Here is a 17939-nt window from a genome sequence, read left to right as displayed (position 1 = left end):
GACTTGCTTAGACTTACTTAGATTTTTAGACTTCTTAGACAGAAGTTAAAAGTCCAAAAATCTAAGAAGTCTGGAATCTAAAAATCTAAGCAAGTCCAAAAAAATCTAAGAAGTCTAATAATCTAACAATCTAAGCAAGTCTAAATGAAAGGTGTTGCAATAACGGGAATGGGAATTATTTCTTCGATCGGAAATTCGGTTGAAGAGAATTATCATTCGTTAATCGAAAATAAAATCGGGATTTCCCGTATCTCCAATATTTCGACAGTTCATGCAGATGTTATTAAAGTTGGTGAAATCAAAAAAACCAACGATGATCTCATCGCCGAATTGAACTTAAACAGCGATAATAATTTTTCAAGAACCGCTATGATTGGTACTTTGGCAGCCAAACAAGCTGTTGAAAATGCCGGCATAACCTCAATCAACGAATTTAGAACGGGACTTATTTCGGCTACAAGTGTGGGCGGAATGGACATGACGGAGAAACATTATTACGATTATTTCGAAAAACCGGAACTCGTAAAATATATTACGTGTCACGACGGCGGCGATGTTGCAGATAAAATTGCCGAAGAACTGGGTTTAAAAGGAATGGTAACGACAATCAGCACGGCTTGTTCTTCTGCAGCAAATGCGATTATGCTGGGCGCGCGATTGATTAAAACCGGAAAATTAGACCGCGTTATTGTGGGCGGAGCCGATGGTTTGGCAAAATTCACGATCAACGGATTTAAGACTTTGATGATTTTATCTGACGATTACAATAAACCTTTCGACAATAACAGAAAAGGATTAAACCTTGGAGAAGCTGCTGCTTTTTTGGTTTTAGAATCGGATGAGATTGTGGAAAAACAAAATAAAAAAGTGCTGGCAAGAGTTTCTGGTTACGGAAATGCAAACGACGCTTTTCACCAAACTGCTTCTTCAGAAAATGGAGACGGTGCATATTTGGCGATGAAAAAAGCGTTTGAAGTTTCGGGATTAAAACCTTCTGAAATTGATTACATCAACGTTCACGGGACAGCAACGCCAAATAACGATTTGTCTGAAGGAAGAGCTTTACGCCGCATTTACGAAAATGAGACAGTTCCAGATTTCAGTTCTACAAAACCATTTACGGGACATACTTTAGCGGCTGCAGCTGCGATCGAAGCGGTTTATAGTGTTTTGGCAATCCAAAATAATGTCGTTTATCCGAATTTGAATTTTGAAACGCAGATGGAAGAATTCGATTTGACACCGCAGACTTCCTTAAAAAATAAAAATATCGAACACGTTTTATCTAACTCTTTTGGATTTGGAGGAAATTGTTCAACCCTTATATTTTCAAAAAGCTAATGAAAAAAACATATATAAATGGAGTAGGCTGTATTTCGACTCAAAAAACATTTGATACTGTTTTTTTAGAAGAAGCCGTTGTCAATCATGATGAAAATGTACTGGCGATTGTTCCGCCGGCATACAAAGAATATATTTCGCCTGCTGCAAGCCGACGCATGGCAAAAGGCGTAAAAAACGGAATTGTAGCTTCGGCCTTAGCTATTAAAGATGCGAATGTTGAAAACGTTGACGCTATTATTACCGGCACAGGTTTAGGATGTATTGAAGATTCTGAAAAATTCCTGAAAAGCATTCTGGATAATAAGGAAGAGTTTTTAACACCAACTTCTTTTATTCAATCAACCCATAATACTGTTGGTGCGCAAATCGCTCTTTTACAGCAATGTAAAGGTTATAATTTTACGTACGTAAACGGAGCAGTTTCTTTTGAATCGGCTCTTCTAGATGCTAAAATGCAGATTGAAGAAGACGAAGCCAATTCGATTTTAGTGGGCGGTGTTGATGAAAATGGTGAATATACAACTGCTCTTTTCAAATTAAACGGCCGTATTAAAGCAGACAATACCGCTCCGTATGATGTTTTAACTTCGACAACAAGTGGTGCAGTTTATGGAGAAGGCGCTAGTTTTTTTGTGTTGGAAAACGAAAGAAAAGAAAGTACATACGCTGAACTTTTGGATATTGCGATTGTAAATACGCTGGCAGAAAATGAAATTGAAGCGGAAATTACATCTTTCTTAAAGTCAAATAATCTGGAAATTTCAGATGTTGATGCTTTGGTTTTAGGATTTGACGGAAATGCAACTTTCGAAAATTATTATAAAAACTTGGCTGAAAATGCTTTTGCCCAAACACCTGTTTTGTATTACAAACATTTGAGCGGCGAATACGATACTGCTTCGGCTTTTGCTTTTTGGATGGCTGCTAAAATTTTGAAAACACAGGAAATTCCGGAAATTATAAAAGTAAATTCGGCTGCAAAACCGGCTTATAAAACCATTTTATTGTACAATCAATTAAACGGGAAAAATCATAGTTTTACGTTACTGTCAAAATGATAACGCATAAAAACATCTCGATATTTTTTATCCTTTTACTGCTTTTCATGTTTCTTGTGAACTTTTTGATGGCAATAAATATATGGTGTTATTTGGCAGTAATTTTTCTTTGGATTGTGATTAACGCTGTTGGTTCTTCGAGAATTTCTTCTAATTATCATGTTAAGGCTTTTTGTCATAATCCGTCCGAAACCCAAAAGAAAATTGCTTTAACTTTTGATGACGGTCCTAGTGAATTTACTTTGGAAGTTTTAGCGCTTCTTAAAAAATATAACGTTAAAGCCACTTTTTTCTGTATTGGGAAAAATATAGAAAAGCATCCTGAAATTTTAAAACAAATTATTGCCGATGGCCATTTAGTTAGCAATCATTCTTACAGTCATTCTAAGTTTTTTGATTTTTATAATGCGAAACAAATTGCAGCTGAAATTAAAAAAACAGATGCGCTTCTGGAAAAATATACTTCAAAAAAAATCAATTTTTTTCGTCCGCCTTATGGAGTTACGACGCCATCGATTCGAAGGGCTTTAAACATAACCGGACACAAAGTTATTGGCTGGAATATTCGTTCGCTTGACGGAGGAACAAAAAATAAGGAATTGATTTTCAACCGAATTATAAAACGGGTTTCTCCCGGCGGAATCGTACTTTTGCACGACACGGCTTCACACTCGGTTTTGGTATTGGAACAGTTTTTGCAATTTTTAGAGCAAAACAGTTATGAAGTGATTTCGATTGAAGAACTTTTGAATCTTAAAGCTTATGGAAATTGAACACGGATGAAACAGATTCGCAATCGCGAAAACGCGGATAAAAACGGATTTTTATTCAATAAAATAATCTGTGTGAATCTTTTTAATCAGTGGCAAACAAATTAAAGCACATTTTTGAAAAATATGAAAACTAAAATAGCACTACTAATTCTTTTTATATCAGGCAGTTTATTTGCACAGGAGCAAAAAATGACAGCTGCAGAAATAGCACAGTTTAAAGAAGATGTAAATGTAGTTTCTAAAAAAATAAAGACCTTAACAACTGATTTTGTTCAATATAAACATTTGGATTTTTTATCTAAAGACATTGAAACTTCGGGAAAAATGGTTTTTAAAGAACCTGCACTTCTGCAATGGCAATATAAAAAACCATACAACTACAGCATTACTTTCAAAAACGGAAAGATCCTGATTAACGATGAAGGAAAGAAAAGCGCAGTTGATATTGGAAACAGCAAAATCTTCGCAAGAATCAATAAATTAATTGTGGGAAGTGTGAGCGGGAATATGTTTGACGACAAAGAATTTACAATTTCGTATTTTAAGTTGAAAGGTCAGAATCTGGCGAAATTCATTCCGAAAGATGCTACGCTGAAAAAATACATCAAACAAATTGAACTGACTTTTGATAAAGAAGAAGCAACAGTGGTTCAGGTAAAATTATTAGAATCATCTGAAGATTATACCCGAATTGTATTTAAAAATAAAGTGATCAATGCAAAAATCGACGATTCAGTTTTTACTAATTAATTGCTTTCTGGCAATTGTTCTGGTTTCTTGCGGTTCGGTGACAAAAAATTACACTCCAAAGAAATTAGACAAAACGGCTGTAGAGGTTCCTTATTTTTCAGACTCAAAAACCGATTATGTTTATAAAACCAATATTAGTGTTTACGGAAATGAATTGTCTGGAATTTTTATTGCCAAGAAAATAAACGACACTACACACCGAATTGTTTTTACGACAGAATTCGGAAACAAATTAATGGATTTCGAAATTTCAGAAACCGATTTTAAAGTCAATTCAATTGTATCAGAATTAGATCGAAAAATCTTGATTAATACTTTAAAAGAAGATTTTCGATTACTTTTAAAGAAGGAATATTTGATTCAGGAACAATTTGAAAATGAATCAGCTGACATTTATAAATCGGCAGATGGAAAACGCGATAATTATATTTTCATTTCCAAAAAAGATCAAAAACTAGAAAAGATCGTTCATTCTTCCAAAACAAAAGAAAAATTTACACTGCTTTTCAATTCAGAAAACAATATTTTTGCTGAGAAGATTCAAATTATTCATCAAAATATTAAGCTTAAAATTGAGCTGAATTACTTTAAATCAGAATAGAAAATTAAACTAACCATAAAACTAAACTAATCCAAAGATGAAAAAAATAGCCTTAATTGCATTCGTATTATTTATCGGGGTTCAATCATCTCAAGCACAGGTAAAAGTTAATCCAGGGCTTAGAGGCGGTTTAAATATATCGACATTAACTAATATTGATGATAATAATTCTAAAACAGATTTTTATGTTGGTGGATTGGTAGATATTAAATTTAATAAATTTTTCACTTTACAACCTGAGATAACTTACTCAAGACAAGGTGATGAAGGAAGAGAATATTTTGACAACGGCAGTTATCGTAATGTAAATTATGAACTAAATTATATAACGTTTGGAGCTGTTGCAAAGTTTAATTTTAATGGAGGAGGTTTTCATGTATTGGCAGGTCCGTCTTTAGATGTAAAAGTTGGTGATAATTACATTAATACTACTCCAGAAGATTTTGACCTTGCAATAGTTGGAGGTGTTGGTTATACATTGCCAAACGGTTTGACTTTTGAAGCTAGAATCAAACAAGGATTAGTTGATATTTACGGTTATGATGGTATTGATTATGACGATGATTACTATTATAATGATGTGATTTTGAATCAGGTTTTTCAAATTGGAATCAGCTATACGTTTAAGACAAAATAAAAAACATGAATAAAAGAATATTTTTTGTTGCTGTTTTTTTTGCAGTTTTAAGCATCCAAGCCCAGGTAAGTGTTAAGCCAGGTTTAAGAGCTGGATTTAATTTTTCAACAATTTCTGAAATGCATGCCAATTATAAAACTGATTTTTATGCTGGTGGTTTTACAGAGATTAACATAACGAAACATTATGCGCTTCAACCTGAGATCAATTACAGCAGACAAGGTTCTAATGATGTTGAACGAAAATATTTTGATGAAAATACGCAGACAAACAAAACTGAATATTTAGATCTGGAAATAAATTATTTGTCGCTTTCTGTAATAAATAAATTTACTTTAGCACAAGGAATACAATTTCAGGCGGGGCCAGCTCTAGATATTTTGTTGAATGATAATCTTGCGGTTAGAAAAGCGCAAAATGATCTAGGTGTGGTTTTAGGTGTTGCTTATGCCCTGCCGTCTGGTTTGACTTTTGAAGCTCGATTTAAAAAAGGTCTTCTAGATGTTTTGAGCAGTGATTATTATCAAAATGACTCCAATAATTATTATTTATTTGGGGATTATAATACAAATATTAATTTTCAATTAGGAGTTTCCTATTCGTTTGGAAAATAGAAATTATGGTTTTAAAAGATTTTTATAAAGTACTATCAGAAGAAAAAGCTTCTGATTCAAAATATAATATTACGATTTTAATCAATGAAAAACATGAGGTTTTTAAAGGACATTTCCCTGGAAATCCTATTATGCCTGGTGTTTGCATGATTCAGATTATCAAGGAACTGACAGAATCTATTACAAAAAGTTCATTGATGATTCAGTCTTTGGCAAATGTAAAATTCATGGCGCTGATTAATCCTGAGGTAACTCCGGAATTGCGTTTAGAGCTTGATGTTACCATTACTGAAGACGATTTGGTAAAAGTGAAAAACACGACTTACTTTAACGACACTACTGCTCTTAAACTGAGTACGGTGTACAAAAAAATATAATTATGAAACTATTATTGACATTACTTTTATGGGTAAATTTTGCTGGAACGCCAGATTTGGCTTCTATTCGCAAAATGTATACTGATGTTGCAAAATCTGAAAATAATGCTAAAGATTTTGTAGAAAAACTTTCTGGAGTTTCAAATAATGATGATAAAATTTTGGTGGCTTACAAAGCAGCTTCAATTTTATTAGATTCTAAGTTTGAAAATATTTTGGGAAATAAAATTTCTCGTTTTAAAGAAGGTGCAAAACTTCTTGAATCTGTTATTGCCAGCGATCCTAATAACATCGAAATCCGAATGATTCGTCTTAGTATTCAGGAAAATGTTCCAGGAATAACAGGTTATAAGAAAAACATTAAAGAGGATAAAAAATACATTGCTGCACACTATGCAGAACAAAATGCTTCTTTGAAAGAATACTTAAAAGATTTTGTTTTGCAATCTAAAAGTTTTTCTGCTAAAGAGAAACAATTCGTGAAGTAAGCTCAATAAAAACCTCATGAAATCAACGCACGAATTGCTGAATTCGACTAGCTTTTGTGTTATTGTACCAACTTACAATAACCAAAAAACACTAAAAAAAGTACTGGATTCTATTTTAGATTTCACCTCAAATGTTATTATAGTCAATGACGGCTCAACCGATTCGACAAGCGAAATACTAAAACAATATTCGCAGCTGACGCAAATTCATCATCCTAAAAATTTAGGAAAAGGACGTGCGCTTCGAAATGGTTTTAGAAAAGCGTTCGAATTAAATTTTGAATATGCCATCACGATAGATTCTGACGGACAGCATTTTGCTGCAGACATTCCGATTTTTATTGAAGCCATTCAAAACGAACCAAATGCACTTTTGATTGGAAGCCGTAACATGACGCAGGAGAATGTTCCAAAGAAAAGCAGTTTTGGAAATAAATTTTCTAATTTCTGGTTTAAGTTTGAAACTGGAATCAAGCTCGAAGATACACAATCTGGATTTCGATTATATCCTTTGCGATTGCTTCCGAAACGTTTTTACACCAATAAATTTGAGTTTGAAATCGAAGTAATTGTGCGCGCTGCTTGGAAAGGAATTGTGGTAAAAAATATTCCGATTCAAGTTTTGTACGATCCAGCCGAAAGAGTTTCTCACTTTCGTCCGTTTCGAGATTTTACCCGAATCAGTATTTTGAATACGGTTTTGGTAACCAATGCTTTGTTATATATTAAGCCTCGAGATTTCTTTAGAAGAGCAAAAAAAAAAGGTTTTAAAAAATTCTTTCTAGAAGATATTTTAGAAAGCAGCGATTCTAATTTTAAAAAATCGGCCGCCATTGCTTTGGGAATTTTTATTGGACTTTCTCCCTTTTGGGGATTCCAGACTATTTTGCTTTTTACTTTTGCCGCAATTTTTCGACTGAACAAAGTAATCGCATATTTAACTTCTAATGTGAGTTTTCCCCCTTTTATCCCCTTTATTATTTACGGTTCTTTGAAAGTAGGAAGCTTTTTCGTTTCCAGCGATGCACCGCTAATTTTAGATAGTTCTATGACATTTGATGATATTCAAAAAAATGCTGCACAATATATCGTCGGAAGTCTTATTTTAGCAACCGTTTCGGCACTATCAGTTGGTCTTATTAGTTATTTACTTTTAACGGCTTTTAGTAAAAAACGCATCAAATAAAATTTATTTATTTTCGCCACGAATTTCACGAATTAGCACAAATTAATTCGGGGAAATTAGTGAAATTCGTTGCAAAAAAATTTTAAACCTAAACCATGCATCAATACTTTTATGCCATTCATTTATTTGTAAATCGAAGAAAGTCTCTTTCGGTTTTTTTGGCTGTTTTGATGCTTTTAGTTTTCGGATTTTTTGCTTCACGATTAAAGTTTGAAGAAGATATTACCAAACTTATTCCAACAAACGACAAAACAGATGTTACGGCAAAAGTGCTCAAACAATTAAACTTTGCCGACAAAACTACCGTAATTTTCAAACTCGAAAAAAACGGTTCGGCAGATGATTTAAAAGAAATGGCTACTGCTTTTTCAGACAGCGTTTCTAAATCCTGCAAACCTTTTATAACTGGAATTCAAGGAAAAATCGACGAAGAAAATATTCAGGAAACCATTGATTTTGTTTACAACAATCTGCCTCTTTTTCTAGATGATAAAGATTATCAAAACATTCAGCAGAAGTTAGAAAAAGACAGCATTGCAGCAACTGTTCAGGGAAATTATAAATCTATTATTTCTCCTTCAGGATTTGTTACCAAAGACTTTATTTTGCAGGATCCGCTTGGGATTTCTTTTATTGCTTTAAAAAAGTTACAGCAATTAAATATTGGTGATGATTTTACTTTGGAAAATGGTTTTGTAATGACGATAGACAAAAGGAAATTATTGCTTTTCATCACTTCGAATATTCCTTCGAGCGAAACGGAAAAAAACACCATTTTTGCCGAAAAGCTCAAATCGATTCAGGAAAATCTAAATCAGAAATTTAAAGGGAAAACTTCAATCAGTTATTTTGGTTCTGCTTTAATTGCCGTTGCAAACGCCAATCAAATTAAGAGCGACATTATTTTAACAACATCTATTGCGATGTTTACTTTAATGTTGATTCTGATTTTATTTTATCGTAAGATTTTAATTCCGCTTATTATTTTTCTTCCAACTCTTTTTGGAGGTTTGTTTGCAGTTGCTTTTTTATATTTCGTCAGAGAACAAATTTCTGCAATTTCATTAGGAATTGGTTCTATTTTATTGGGAATTACTATTGATTATTCTATTCATATTCTCACACATTACAAACACAACAGCGATGTAAAAACTTTGTACAAAGACATTACAATGCCTGTTATCATGAGCAGTTCTACAACTGCTGTTGCATTTTTATGTCTGCTTTTTGTAAAATCTGATGCGCTAAATGACCTCGGAATTTTCGCTGCTGTTATTGTTATGGCAAGTGGAATTTTTTCACTTTTAATTGTTCCTCATTTATACAAACCAAAAGAAAATCCCGCAGAGCACAATAAAAATGTGATCGATAAAATAGCTCATTTTTCTTTTCACAATAATAAAATCTTAATCGGATTGTGCGTGATTATAACTATTATCTGTTGCTTTACTTATAACGACGTTGGTTTTAATAACGATTTATCACAGCTGAATTTTATTCCGAAAGACATTAAAGCCGCCGAAAAAGAATTGGAACAAAGTACCAGTTTAACTTCCAAAACCATTTATGTCGCTTCGTACGGAAAAAGTATGGAAGAAGCTCTGGAGCATAATACTAAACTATTTGGAGATTTATCAAAAGAAAAACAGCAGGATAAAATTTTAAATTTCAGTTCAGTTGGCGGTATTGTACTTTCACAACAAGCTCAAATTGAAAAAATTAATAAATGGAATTCATTTTGGACTTCTCAGAAAAAGCAATTCATAAAATCAGAATTAATTGCTGAAGGCGCTAAACTTGGATTTAAACCTACAACTTATAATTTATTTTTTGATCATTTAGATTTTGATTTCAAACCTGTTTCTGCTGCTGAGTTTTTAAAAATCAAAGCACTTCAATTACAAGAATTTATAACTGAAAAAAATGGTTTTTATACCATTTCAACTTTAGTAAAGGTCGCGCCTGAGCAGCGAGATGCTTTTGTAAAATCAGCTTCAGCAAAAGAAAACATAATTGCAATCGATCGCCAGCAGATGAACGAAACGTTTTTCAGCACTTTAAAAACCGATTTTAATTCACTTGTCAATTATTCTTTCGTTGCCGTAATTCTAATTCTATTTTTCTTTTTCAGAAGAATCGAATTGGTTATCATCAGCTGTATTCCAATTGCTTTAACTGGAATTGTAACCGCAGGAATTATGGGCATTTTCGGCATTCAAATGAACATTTTCAGTATGATTGTCTGTACTTTGATTTTCGGTCACGGAGTCGATTTCAGTATTTTTATGACGAGCGCATTACAAAAAGAATATTCCACCGGCGTTAACGAAATTGCAGTTTATAGAACGTCAATTATCTTGGCGGTTATTACAACGATTTTAGGAATTGGTGCGATGATATTTGCCAAACATCCTGCATTGACTTCAATTTCAGCAGTTTCTTTAATTGGAGTTTTTGCCGCATTGATTATTACGTTTATTTTCTATCCGATTTTATTCAAGCTGTTTTTATCAAATCGCCCTAAAAAAGGAAATCCACCTTTTCAATTGAGAACTTTTGTCCATGGCGTAATTTCGTTTGCTTATTATGGTTTGGGCGGAATCGTAATGTCGATTTTTAGCTTTACCATTATGCCAATTTTGCCTTTCAGCAAAAAATCAAAAATGAAAGCGTTCCGATACGTGATTTCAAAATTCATGAAATCGGTATTGTATTCCAATCCGTTTATACGCAAAAAAGTCATTAATAATTTTAATGAAACTTTCGAAAAACCAGCTGTAATTATTGCCAATCATTCGTCGTTTATAGACATTTTGACAATTGGAATGCTGAGCCCTAAAATTATTTTCTTGGTTAGCGACTGGGTTTACAACTCCCCTATTTTTGGCGGTGTCGTTAGAAAAGCAGGATTTTATCCCGTTTCTGAAGGTCTGGAAGGAGGTGTTGAACACTTACGAAAAAAAATAAACGAAGGATATTCATTAATGGTTTTTCCAGAAGGAACACGATCCGAAAATAATGTGATTAAACGCTTTCACAAAGGTGCTTTTTTCCTTGCAGAAGAATTTAATTTAGATATAATTCCGATTGTCATTCACGGTGCTTCAGAACTGATTCCGAAAGGTGATTTTGTCATTCATCATGGAAATTTGACAGTTAATATCTTGAAGAGAATTAGTCCTGATGATTCCTCATTTGGAAAAAATTATACCGAAAGAACCAAACAAATTAGTTTATTCTTTAAAGCAGAATATCGTAAAATTCGCCAAGAACTTGAAGGTCCAGATTATTTCAAAAAAATGCTGATCGCCAGTTATGATTATAAAGAAATTGAAATTGGCAACAGCGTAAAAGAAGATTTAAAGCAAAATCTGGAAACCTATTATAACTTAAATAAGCACATTCAGCCAAAAGCAAAAATCCTGCATTTAGGAAATGATTACGGACAACTGGATGTTTTACTAGCTTTGCAGGAACCGCAGCGAAAAATATTTTCTTTTATTAATGAGGAAGAAAAATTGCTTGTCGCAAAAACGAATTATATCGTTACAAAAAGAAAAATATCATATTTGGATCAATTGGAACCTGCATTTGAAAATCAATATGATGTGCTTTTAATTTCTGACGAAAGTTACAAAAACGACCTTGAAAAAGGATTTCGAAACGTTTCTTTTATAATTTTAGTAAATTGTCCGAATTTAAAAAATCAGATTACAAATTCAAATTTTGAAATAGTTTCAGAAGAAAAGGGTTTACTTGTTTTAAAGAAAAAAGAATGAAAAAGCAGTACGATGTAGTAATCGTTGGCAGCGGTTTAGGCGGATTGGTTTCTGCTGTTATTCTGGCAAAAGAAGGCTACAGCGTTTGTGTGCTCGAAAAAAACAATCAGTACGGGGGAAATCTTCAGACTTTCGTAAGAGATAAAACCATTTTTGATACGGGAATTCATTATATCGGAGGTTTAGGCGAAGGCCAAAATCTTCATCAATATTTCAAATATATTGGAATAATGGATCATTTGAATCTGAAAAAATTAGACGAAAATGGTTTTGATATTATTTCTTTTGAAGATGATAAAACCGAATATCCGCATGCGCAGGGTTTCGAAAATTTCATTCAACAATTAACAAATTACTTTCCCGAAGAAAAAGAAAATCTCTTCAATTACTGCCAAAATATAAAGGAAGTCTGCAGGGCATTTCCACTTTACAATTTAGAATCGGAAGGAAAATATGATGATGAAATTTTAGCGCTTAATGCGAAAGAAACCATCGATTCTTTTACTCAAAACGAAAAATTGAAAGCCGTTTTGGCTGGATCCAATTTTCTTTACGCTGGAATTGCCGATAAATCTCCATTTTATGTTCATGCGCTTGTTGTCAATTCGTATATAGAAAGTTCATGGCGCTGTGTAAATGGAGGAAGCCAAATCACGAAACAATTGCTCAAACAACTCAAAAAGTACGGCGGCGAATTTTTTAAACATAAAGAAGTAATCCAATTTGAAGTTGAAAACCAAAAGGTAAATTCGGTTAAAATGAAAGACGGAACCGAAGTTTCTGGAACGTATTTCATTTCTAACATCGAACCTAAGACGACTTTGAAAATGGCGGGTCAGGAAAATTTCAGAAAACCGTTTTTCAATAGAATTCAAAATCTGGAAAATGTCTTTTCAGCTTTTAGTCTTTATATTGTTTTTAAACCCAAAACTTTCAAATACATCAATCATAATTATTATCATTTTAAAAGTCAAAATGACGTTTGGACCGCGCATGATTACGATGAAAATTCATGGCCAAAAACCTTTATGGCTTCTATGAATCCTTCTAAAAAAGACGAAGAATGGGCAGACGGAATGACCTTTTTAACTTATATGAAATATGAGGACGTTAAAACTTGGGAAAACACTTTTAATACCACTTTTGAAGAAAATGAACGAGGCGAAAATTACGAGGAATTCAAAGCTAAAAAAGCGGCAAAATTTTTAGAAGAAGTTGAAAAGAAATTTCCTGGAATTAAAGACTGTATTAAATCGGTTCATACTTCGACCCCGCTTTCGTACCGCGATTATATTGGCGGCGACGGCGGTAATATGTACGGTTATATTAAAGATTCTAATAATCCGATGAAAACTTTAATTCCCACAAAAACTAAACTAGAAAATCTGTATCTTACGGGCCAAAGTATCAACATGCACGGTGTCTTGGGCGTTACGGTTGGAGCTGTTTTAACCTGCTCTGAGATTGTAGGTAAAGATTATCTGCTGGAAAAAATTAAAAAAGCATCTGAATAATTGAATCATGAAAAGCCGAATTATATATTTCTTCTTTCTCGGTTTTTTAAGCTTGCTGACTTCTTGCGGTACATCAAAATCAAAACATCATAAACCAGATATTACGGCTTACAATTCGGCAAAACCCGTTGTTGAAAAAGTAACAGACAGCACATTTATTTCTGGAACAAATTCCTTTTTAAAAAATAAACAAGGTCTTTGGGAATTGTATGTAGAAGGCGATCCGCTGGAAATTGGTTTGACAACCGGCGCTTTAACCGACTCGCTTTTGCAAAAGCAGCAGCGTATTTTTTTCTCTAAAATCACCGATTTTATCCCGTCCAAATTGCAGCAGAAAATGCTTCGCCAGTTTTTAAAATGGTACAATCGCAAATTGTATTTGAATGTTCCAAATGAATATCAAACTGAAATTTACGGCGTTTCGCAATATACTTCGAATGAGTTTGATAATATCGCACCGCAATATCAGCGCAGTTTATATTTACACGCGGCGCACGATATTGGGCACGCGCTTCAAGATCTGGCTTTAGTTGGCTGTTCTTCTTTTGCGGCTTGGAACGAAAAATCGGAAGACGGCAATTTAATTCTGGCGCGTAATTTTGATTTTTATGTGAATGACGCTTTCGCGGAAAATAAAATCGCAGCCTTTATCAAACCAAAAGAAGGATTTCCGTTTATGATGGTTACCTGGCCGGGAATGATTGGAGCCGTTTCTGGAATGAATTACGAAGGATTAGCAGTAACGATAAATGCTTCTAAATCTAAAATTCCGCTGAGCGCGAAAACTCCAATTTCGATTTTGACACGTGAAATTTTACAGCACGCCAAAAATTTAGACGAAGCTATCGCCATTGCAAAAAAGAGAAAAGTCTTTGTTTCTGAATCGATTATGGTTGGAAGTGCCAATGATAGTAAAGCGATTTTAATTGAAGTTTCGCCCAATAAAATGGATGTTTACGATGTTCCTAACAGTGATCAATTAATTTGTTCGAATCATTTTCAAGGCGATGCTTTTGCAGCTGATAAAAGAAATCTGGAACAAATTGCAAACAGCCATTCTGAATATCGTTACGAAAGAATGCAGGAATTACTGTCTGCAAATCCGAAAGTAAATCCAAAAATTGCTTCAGAAATTCTTCGAAATAAAGACGGTTTACAAAACATTTCTTTAGGATATGGAAATGAAAAAGCACTAAATCAGCTCTTAGCACATCACGGAATTATTTTTAAACCGAAAGAAAAATTAGTATGGGTTTCGGCAAATCCGTATCAATTGGGGGAATTTGTCTGTTATGATTTGAAAACTGTCTTTGGTGAAAATAGAAATAAGACAGAATCTTTTCAAAGTAAAAATCTGAATATTGCCAAAGATTCTTTTTTAGAAACAACTGCTTATCAGAATTTTAAAAAATTTAAAGTTGAAGATCATAAAATAGATTCGCTTCTTGAAAAGAAAGAAGTGATTTCTCCAGAGTTCATTCAAAATTATCAATCGTTAAACCCCGATTATTGGGTTGTATATTATAAGGCAGGATTGTACTTTTACCAAAAAAAGGAATATCTGCAGGCTAAGCTTAATTTTGAAAAAGCTTTAACCCTTGAAATTACTACAGTTCCTGATAAAGAAAAGATTGAAAAATATTTAAAAAAAGTCAAAAGAAAATTACAATGATTCCAGCAATAGAAAAAGATTCTTTAGAAGAGATTAAAATTTTTCAAGAAAAAAAATTAGCCGAACTTCTAGCTTACATCAGTCAAAATTCTCCTTTTTACAAAAGACTTTTTGCTGGAAAAAATATTGATATTTCTAAAGTAAAAACATTAGAAGATTTACAATTTCTTCCGGTTACAACGAAAGAAGATTTACAGCAATACAACGATGATTTTTTGTGTGTGCCGCAGCAAAAAATTATCGATTATGCCTCAACTTCTGGAACTTTAGGCGATCCTGTAACTTTTGGTTTAACGGATTCCGACTTAGATCGACTGGCGTATAACGAAGCGATTTCGTTCGCCTGCGCTGGAATTGCAGAAGGAGATGTTGTACAGTTAATGACCACAATTGACCGAAAATTTATGGCTGGTTTGGCTTATTTTTTAGGTCTGAGAAAGTTGAAAGTCGGCGTAATTCGTGTTGGTGCTGGAATTCCAGAAATGCAGTGGGATTCTATTTTAAAATACAATCCAAGTTATTTAATTACAGTTCCATCTTTCCTTTTAAAATTAATTGAATACGCTGAAGCCCACGGAATTGATTATAATAATTCGAGCATAAAAGGCGCAGTTTGTATTGGAGAATCGTTAAGAGAACAAGATTTTTCGATGAATATTCTATCCAAAAAAATTACTGATAAGTGGAATATTAAGTTATTTTCGACTTATGCTTCTACCGAAATGAGTACTGCTTTTACAGAATGTGAACACGGAAAAGGCGGACATCATCATCCTGAATTGATTATTGTTGAAGTTTTGGATGAACATAATCAGCCTGTAAAAAATGGAGAAACCGGCGAACTTACTTTTACTACTTTAGGAATTGAAGCCATGCCATTGCTACGTTTTAAAACTGGCGATATTGTACAGCTTCATGACGAGCCTTGTGCCTGCGGTAGAAATACTTTGCGGGTTGGTCCAGTTGTCGGCCGTAAAAAACAGATGATAAAATACAAAGGAACAACGCTTTATCCACCAGCAATGAACGATGTTTTGAGCAGTTTTGATAATATCGAAAATCATCTTATCGAAATTTCAACCAACGATTTAGGCACAGACGAAATCCTGATTAAAATTGCTGCAAAAAATCAAACTCCCGAGTTTCTTCAGGAAATAAAAGACCATTTTAGAGCCAAACTAAGAGTAACTCCAAAAATAGAATTTGCTTCAAAAGAAGTTTTAAACCCGCTAGTTTTCAATCCGATGAGTCGAAAACCTATTCGATTTTTTGATTATAGATAATTTTTTAGGTTCAAAGTTGCAAAGGGACAAAGGGACAAAGGTTTCTTAATAGCTTGATAAAAAAGCCTTTGAAACTCTGAAACTCAATTAGAGACAAAGTTGCAAAGGTTTCTTAAAAAACTGATAAAAAAACCTTTGTCCCTTTGCAACTCTGAACCTTTGAACCTCAATTTGGTTCAAATTAAACGAAATGTTGTAATTTTGCAAAAAATTACGAAGATGGTCAAGATTGGCAACATAGAATTACCTGAATTTCCTTTATTACTCGCTCCGATGGAAGACGTCAGCGATCCGCCGTTTCGCAGATTATGCAAAGCGCACGGGGCAGACATGATGTATTCTGAATTTATTTCGTCGGAAGGATTAATTCGTGATGCTATAAAAAGCCGCATGAAGCTGGATATTTTTGATTACGAACGTCCTGTCGGAATTCAGATTTTTGGCGGCGATGAAGAAGCGATGGAAATGTCATCTAAAATTGTTTCGACAGTAAAACCAGATTTAGTGGATATCAATTTTGGATGTCCAGTAAAAAAAGTAGTTTGCAAAGGTGCTGGAGCGGGAGTTTTAAAAGATGTTGATTTGATGGTACGTTTAACACAAGCGGTTATTAAAGGAACTGATTTGCCTGTTACCGTAAAAACTCGTTTAGGCTGGGATGAAAACTCAATTAATATCGATGAAGTTGCCGAAAGACTTCAGGATATTGGCGTTCAAGCTTTAACGATTCACGCCAGAACCCGCGCGCAAATGTATAAAGGTCATTCTGACTGGTCACATATTGCACGTGTAAAAAACAACCCAAGAATTACAATGCCTATTTTTGGAAATGGCGATATTGACAGCCCAGAAAAAGCATTACAATATAAAAATGAATACGGAATCGACGGAATCATGATTGGCCGTGCGGCGATTGGATATCCGTGGATTTTTAACGAAATCAAGCATTTCTTTAAAACTGGCGAGCACTTGCCTGCTCCAACGGTTATTGATCGTGTTGAAGCTGCTAGAAATCATTTAATGTGGTCAATGGAATGGAAAGGTGAACGTTTGGGAATTGTAGAAATGCGTCGTCACTATACGAACTATTTCAAAGGAATTCATTCCTTCAAAGAATTCAAACAAAAATTAGTTACAACTGATGCTCCTGAAGATTTATTTGCTGTTATGAAAGAAATTGAACAGGTTTATGCGGGATATGAATTTGTTTAAATATAAAAAAAGACCTTCAATTGAAGGTCTTTTTTTATACTTATATCAATTCAACTTTTGTGAAAATTAAAAAATCTACTGCATTATTTAAGGAAAGAAATTTAAGCCTCAACTTATCATTAACTATATTTAGAAAACGATGTTTATTCCATTCTTCACCTGAATGCCATCCTGAAAGAAAAAAACCATCAATATTCTTAGGTATTTCATTCTTTTTTAAAACTGGTACACTGTGAATATACTTCTCGTATTTTGATTGAGAGAAATCTATACAATTTATAATAGTTGAAAAATTTAGCAAGCTATAGCTGACATCAAAATCTCCCTGTAATTCAATAGGAACAAACTCAATCCCATTAATGTTTTCGCAGAAATTTTTCGTTAGTAAATCATTTTTGAATAGTATTTTATGATAAGATACTTCGCTGAAGTCAGGAAGTTTTTTCTTGAATAAATCTTTTGGACTTAAGATAACATTCCCATCATTATTTAACAATTTAATTTTTAAATCTCCTTTATGAATAGGGAATTTAATTTCGTTAAACTGCACATCTTTGTCTAAATATAAAAGACTTTCAGAAAATATTCCAAATTTTTTCCAAAAATTACTCTCTCCTTTTATTCGAACTTCAAAATAATCCATTAAACAAA

16 protein-coding genes are annotated in these 17939 nt (G+C 33.5%); 15 read left to right on the top strand and 1 reads right to left on the bottom strand.

Features of this window, described 5'->3' with window-relative positions; genetic code table 11:
- Window positions 1–144: 144 nt before the first annotated feature.
- The 15 genes from QMG60_RS04855 to dusB all read left to right on the top strand — a co-directional run bounded on the left by QMG60_RS04855 (window position 145) and on the right by dusB (window position 17288).
- Window positions 145–1341 (top strand): beta-ketoacyl-[acyl-carrier-protein] synthase family protein, encoded by a 1197-nt coding sequence (locus QMG60_RS04855; protein WP_281867061.1) that lies wholly within the window; start codon window positions 145–147, stop codon window positions 1339–1341.
- Window positions 1341–2402 carry a beta-ketoacyl synthase N-terminal-like domain-containing protein gene (locus tag QMG60_RS04850; RefSeq protein WP_281867060.1) on the top strand — a complete coding sequence of 354 codons (1062 nt, stop codon included), beginning with the start codon at window positions 1341–1343 and terminating at the stop codon, window positions 2400–2402. Before QMG60_RS04855 ends, QMG60_RS04850 begins: the two co-directional genes overlap by 1 nt.
- A gap of 92 nt (window positions 2403–2494) precedes the next feature.
- Window positions 2495–3175: a polysaccharide deacetylase family protein gene (locus tag QMG60_RS04845; RefSeq protein WP_281867059.1), complete on the top strand. Its 681-nt coding sequence runs from the start codon at window positions 2495–2497 to the stop codon at window positions 3173–3175.
- A gap of 123 nt (window positions 3176–3298) precedes the next feature.
- Window positions 3299–3925 carry an outer membrane lipoprotein carrier protein LolA gene (locus tag QMG60_RS04840; RefSeq protein ID WP_281867058.1) on the top strand — a complete coding sequence of 209 codons (627 nt, stop codon included), beginning with the start codon at window positions 3299–3301 and terminating at the stop codon, window positions 3923–3925.
- Window positions 3891–4526, top strand: a complete 636-nt coding sequence (locus QMG60_RS04835; protein WP_281867057.1) for a hypothetical protein — start codon at window positions 3891–3893, stop codon at window positions 4524–4526. Before QMG60_RS04840 ends, QMG60_RS04835 begins: the two co-directional genes overlap by 35 nt.
- A gap of 37 nt (window positions 4527–4563) precedes the next feature.
- Complete coding sequence (locus QMG60_RS04830) at window positions 4564–5163, top strand: porin family protein (protein WP_281867056.1); 600 nt, start codon at window positions 4564–4566, stop codon at window positions 5161–5163.
- 5 nt (window positions 5164–5168) lie between these two features.
- A complete protein-coding gene (locus QMG60_RS04825; protein WP_281867054.1) occupies window positions 5169–5777 on the top strand; it encodes a porin family protein in 609 nt (202 codons plus the stop codon).
- A gap of 5 nt (window positions 5778–5782) precedes the next feature.
- Window positions 5783–6154, top strand: a complete 372-nt coding sequence (locus QMG60_RS04820) for a 3-hydroxyacyl-ACP dehydratase (protein WP_134138840.1) — start codon at window positions 5783–5785, stop codon at window positions 6152–6154.
- 2 nt (window positions 6155–6156) lie between these two features.
- Window positions 6157–6642, top strand: coding sequence for a hypothetical protein (locus tag QMG60_RS04815; protein ID WP_057115522.1), 486 nt, complete (start codon window positions 6157–6159; stop codon window positions 6640–6642).
- 16 nt (window positions 6643–6658) lie between these two features.
- A complete protein-coding gene (locus QMG60_RS04810; RefSeq protein ID WP_281867052.1) occupies window positions 6659–7828 on the top strand; it encodes a DUF2062 domain-containing protein in 1170 nt (389 codons plus the stop codon).
- 95 nt (window positions 7829–7923) lie between these two features.
- Window positions 7924–11607 carry a 1-acyl-sn-glycerol-3-phosphate acyltransferase gene (locus QMG60_RS04805; protein ID WP_281867050.1) on the top strand — a complete coding sequence of 1228 codons (3684 nt, stop codon included), beginning with the start codon at window positions 7924–7926 and terminating at the stop codon, window positions 11605–11607.
- Entirely contained in the window at window positions 11604–13121 is a 1518-nt protein-coding gene (locus QMG60_RS04800; protein ID WP_281867048.1) for an NAD(P)/FAD-dependent oxidoreductase, read from the top strand. The genes QMG60_RS04805 and QMG60_RS04800 overlap by 4 nt, the downstream gene beginning before the upstream one ends.
- Window positions 13122–13128: 7 nt before the next feature.
- Window positions 13129–14793, top strand: a complete 1665-nt coding sequence (locus QMG60_RS04795; RefSeq protein ID WP_281867047.1) for a C45 family peptidase — start codon at window positions 13129–13131, stop codon at window positions 14791–14793.
- Entirely contained in the window at window positions 14790–16076 is a 1287-nt protein-coding gene (locus tag QMG60_RS04790; RefSeq protein ID WP_281867045.1) for an AMP-binding protein, read from the top strand. The genes QMG60_RS04795 and QMG60_RS04790 overlap by 4 nt, the downstream gene beginning before the upstream one ends.
- A gap of 219 nt (window positions 16077–16295) precedes the next feature.
- Window positions 16296–17288, top strand: coding sequence for a tRNA dihydrouridine synthase DusB (dusB, locus tag QMG60_RS04785; protein ID WP_057115981.1), 993 nt, complete (start codon window positions 16296–16298; stop codon window positions 17286–17288).
- Window positions 17289–17328: 40 nt separating this feature from the next.
- On the opposite strand, the gene QMG60_RS04780 is transcribed toward dusB, so the two are convergent.
- Window positions 17329–17931, bottom strand: coding sequence for a hypothetical protein (locus QMG60_RS04780; protein WP_281867043.1), 603 nt, complete (start codon window positions 17929–17931; stop codon window positions 17329–17331).
- Window positions 17932–17939 lie beyond the last annotated feature (8 nt).

This window comes from Flavobacterium sp. GSB-24, assembly GCF_027924665.1.
GTDB lineage: Bacteria > Bacteroidota > Bacteroidia > Flavobacteriales > Flavobacteriaceae > Flavobacterium.
The sequence above is the reverse complement of the archived record's forward strand: the minus strand, read 5'-3'. Positions and strand labels throughout refer to the sequence as shown.

Excerpts from the sequence above, each read along its gene's own strand:
- QMG60_RS04855 (WP_281867061.1), top strand. The coding sequence starts at position 145 with ATGAAAGGTGTTGCAATAACGGGAATGGGAATTATTTCTTCGATCGGA.
- QMG60_RS04850 (WP_281867060.1), top strand. The coding sequence starts at position 1,341 with ATGAAAAAAACATATATAAATGGAGTAGGCTGTATTTCGACTCAAAAA.
- QMG60_RS04840 (WP_281867058.1), top strand. The coding sequence starts at position 3,299 with ATGAAAACTAAAATAGCACTACTAATTCTTTTTATATCAGGCAGTTTA.
- QMG60_RS04835 (WP_281867057.1), top strand. The coding sequence starts at position 3,891 with ATGCAAAAATCGACGATTCAGTTTTTACTAATTAATTGCTTTCTGGCA.
- QMG60_RS04830 (WP_281867056.1), top strand. The coding sequence starts at position 4,564 with ATGAAAAAAATAGCCTTAATTGCATTCGTATTATTTATCGGGGTTCAA.
- QMG60_RS04825 (WP_281867054.1), top strand. The coding sequence starts at position 5,169 with ATGAATAAAAGAATATTTTTTGTTGCTGTTTTTTTTGCAGTTTTAAGC.
- QMG60_RS04820 (WP_134138840.1), top strand. The coding sequence starts at position 5,783 with ATGGTTTTAAAAGATTTTTATAAAGTACTATCAGAAGAAAAAGCTTCT.
- QMG60_RS04815 (WP_057115522.1), top strand. The coding sequence starts at position 6,157 with ATGAAACTATTATTGACATTACTTTTATGGGTAAATTTTGCTGGAACG.
- QMG60_RS04810 (WP_281867052.1), top strand. The coding sequence starts at position 6,659 with ATGAAATCAACGCACGAATTGCTGAATTCGACTAGCTTTTGTGTTATT.
- QMG60_RS04805 (WP_281867050.1), top strand. The coding sequence starts at position 7,924 with ATGCATCAATACTTTTATGCCATTCATTTATTTGTAAATCGAAGAAAG.
- QMG60_RS04800 (WP_281867048.1), top strand. The coding sequence starts at position 11,604 with ATGAAAAAGCAGTACGATGTAGTAATCGTTGGCAGCGGTTTAGGCGGA.
- QMG60_RS04795 (WP_281867047.1), top strand. The coding sequence starts at position 13,129 with ATGAAAAGCCGAATTATATATTTCTTCTTTCTCGGTTTTTTAAGCTTG.
- QMG60_RS04790 (WP_281867045.1), top strand. The coding sequence starts at position 14,790 with ATGATTCCAGCAATAGAAAAAGATTCTTTAGAAGAGATTAAAATTTTT.
- dusB (WP_057115981.1), top strand. The coding sequence starts at position 16,296 with ATGGTCAAGATTGGCAACATAGAATTACCTGAATTTCCTTTATTACTC.
- QMG60_RS04780 (WP_281867043.1), bottom strand. The coding sequence starts at position 17,931 with ATGGATTATTTTGAAGTTCGAATAAAAGGAGAGAGTAATTTTTGGAAA.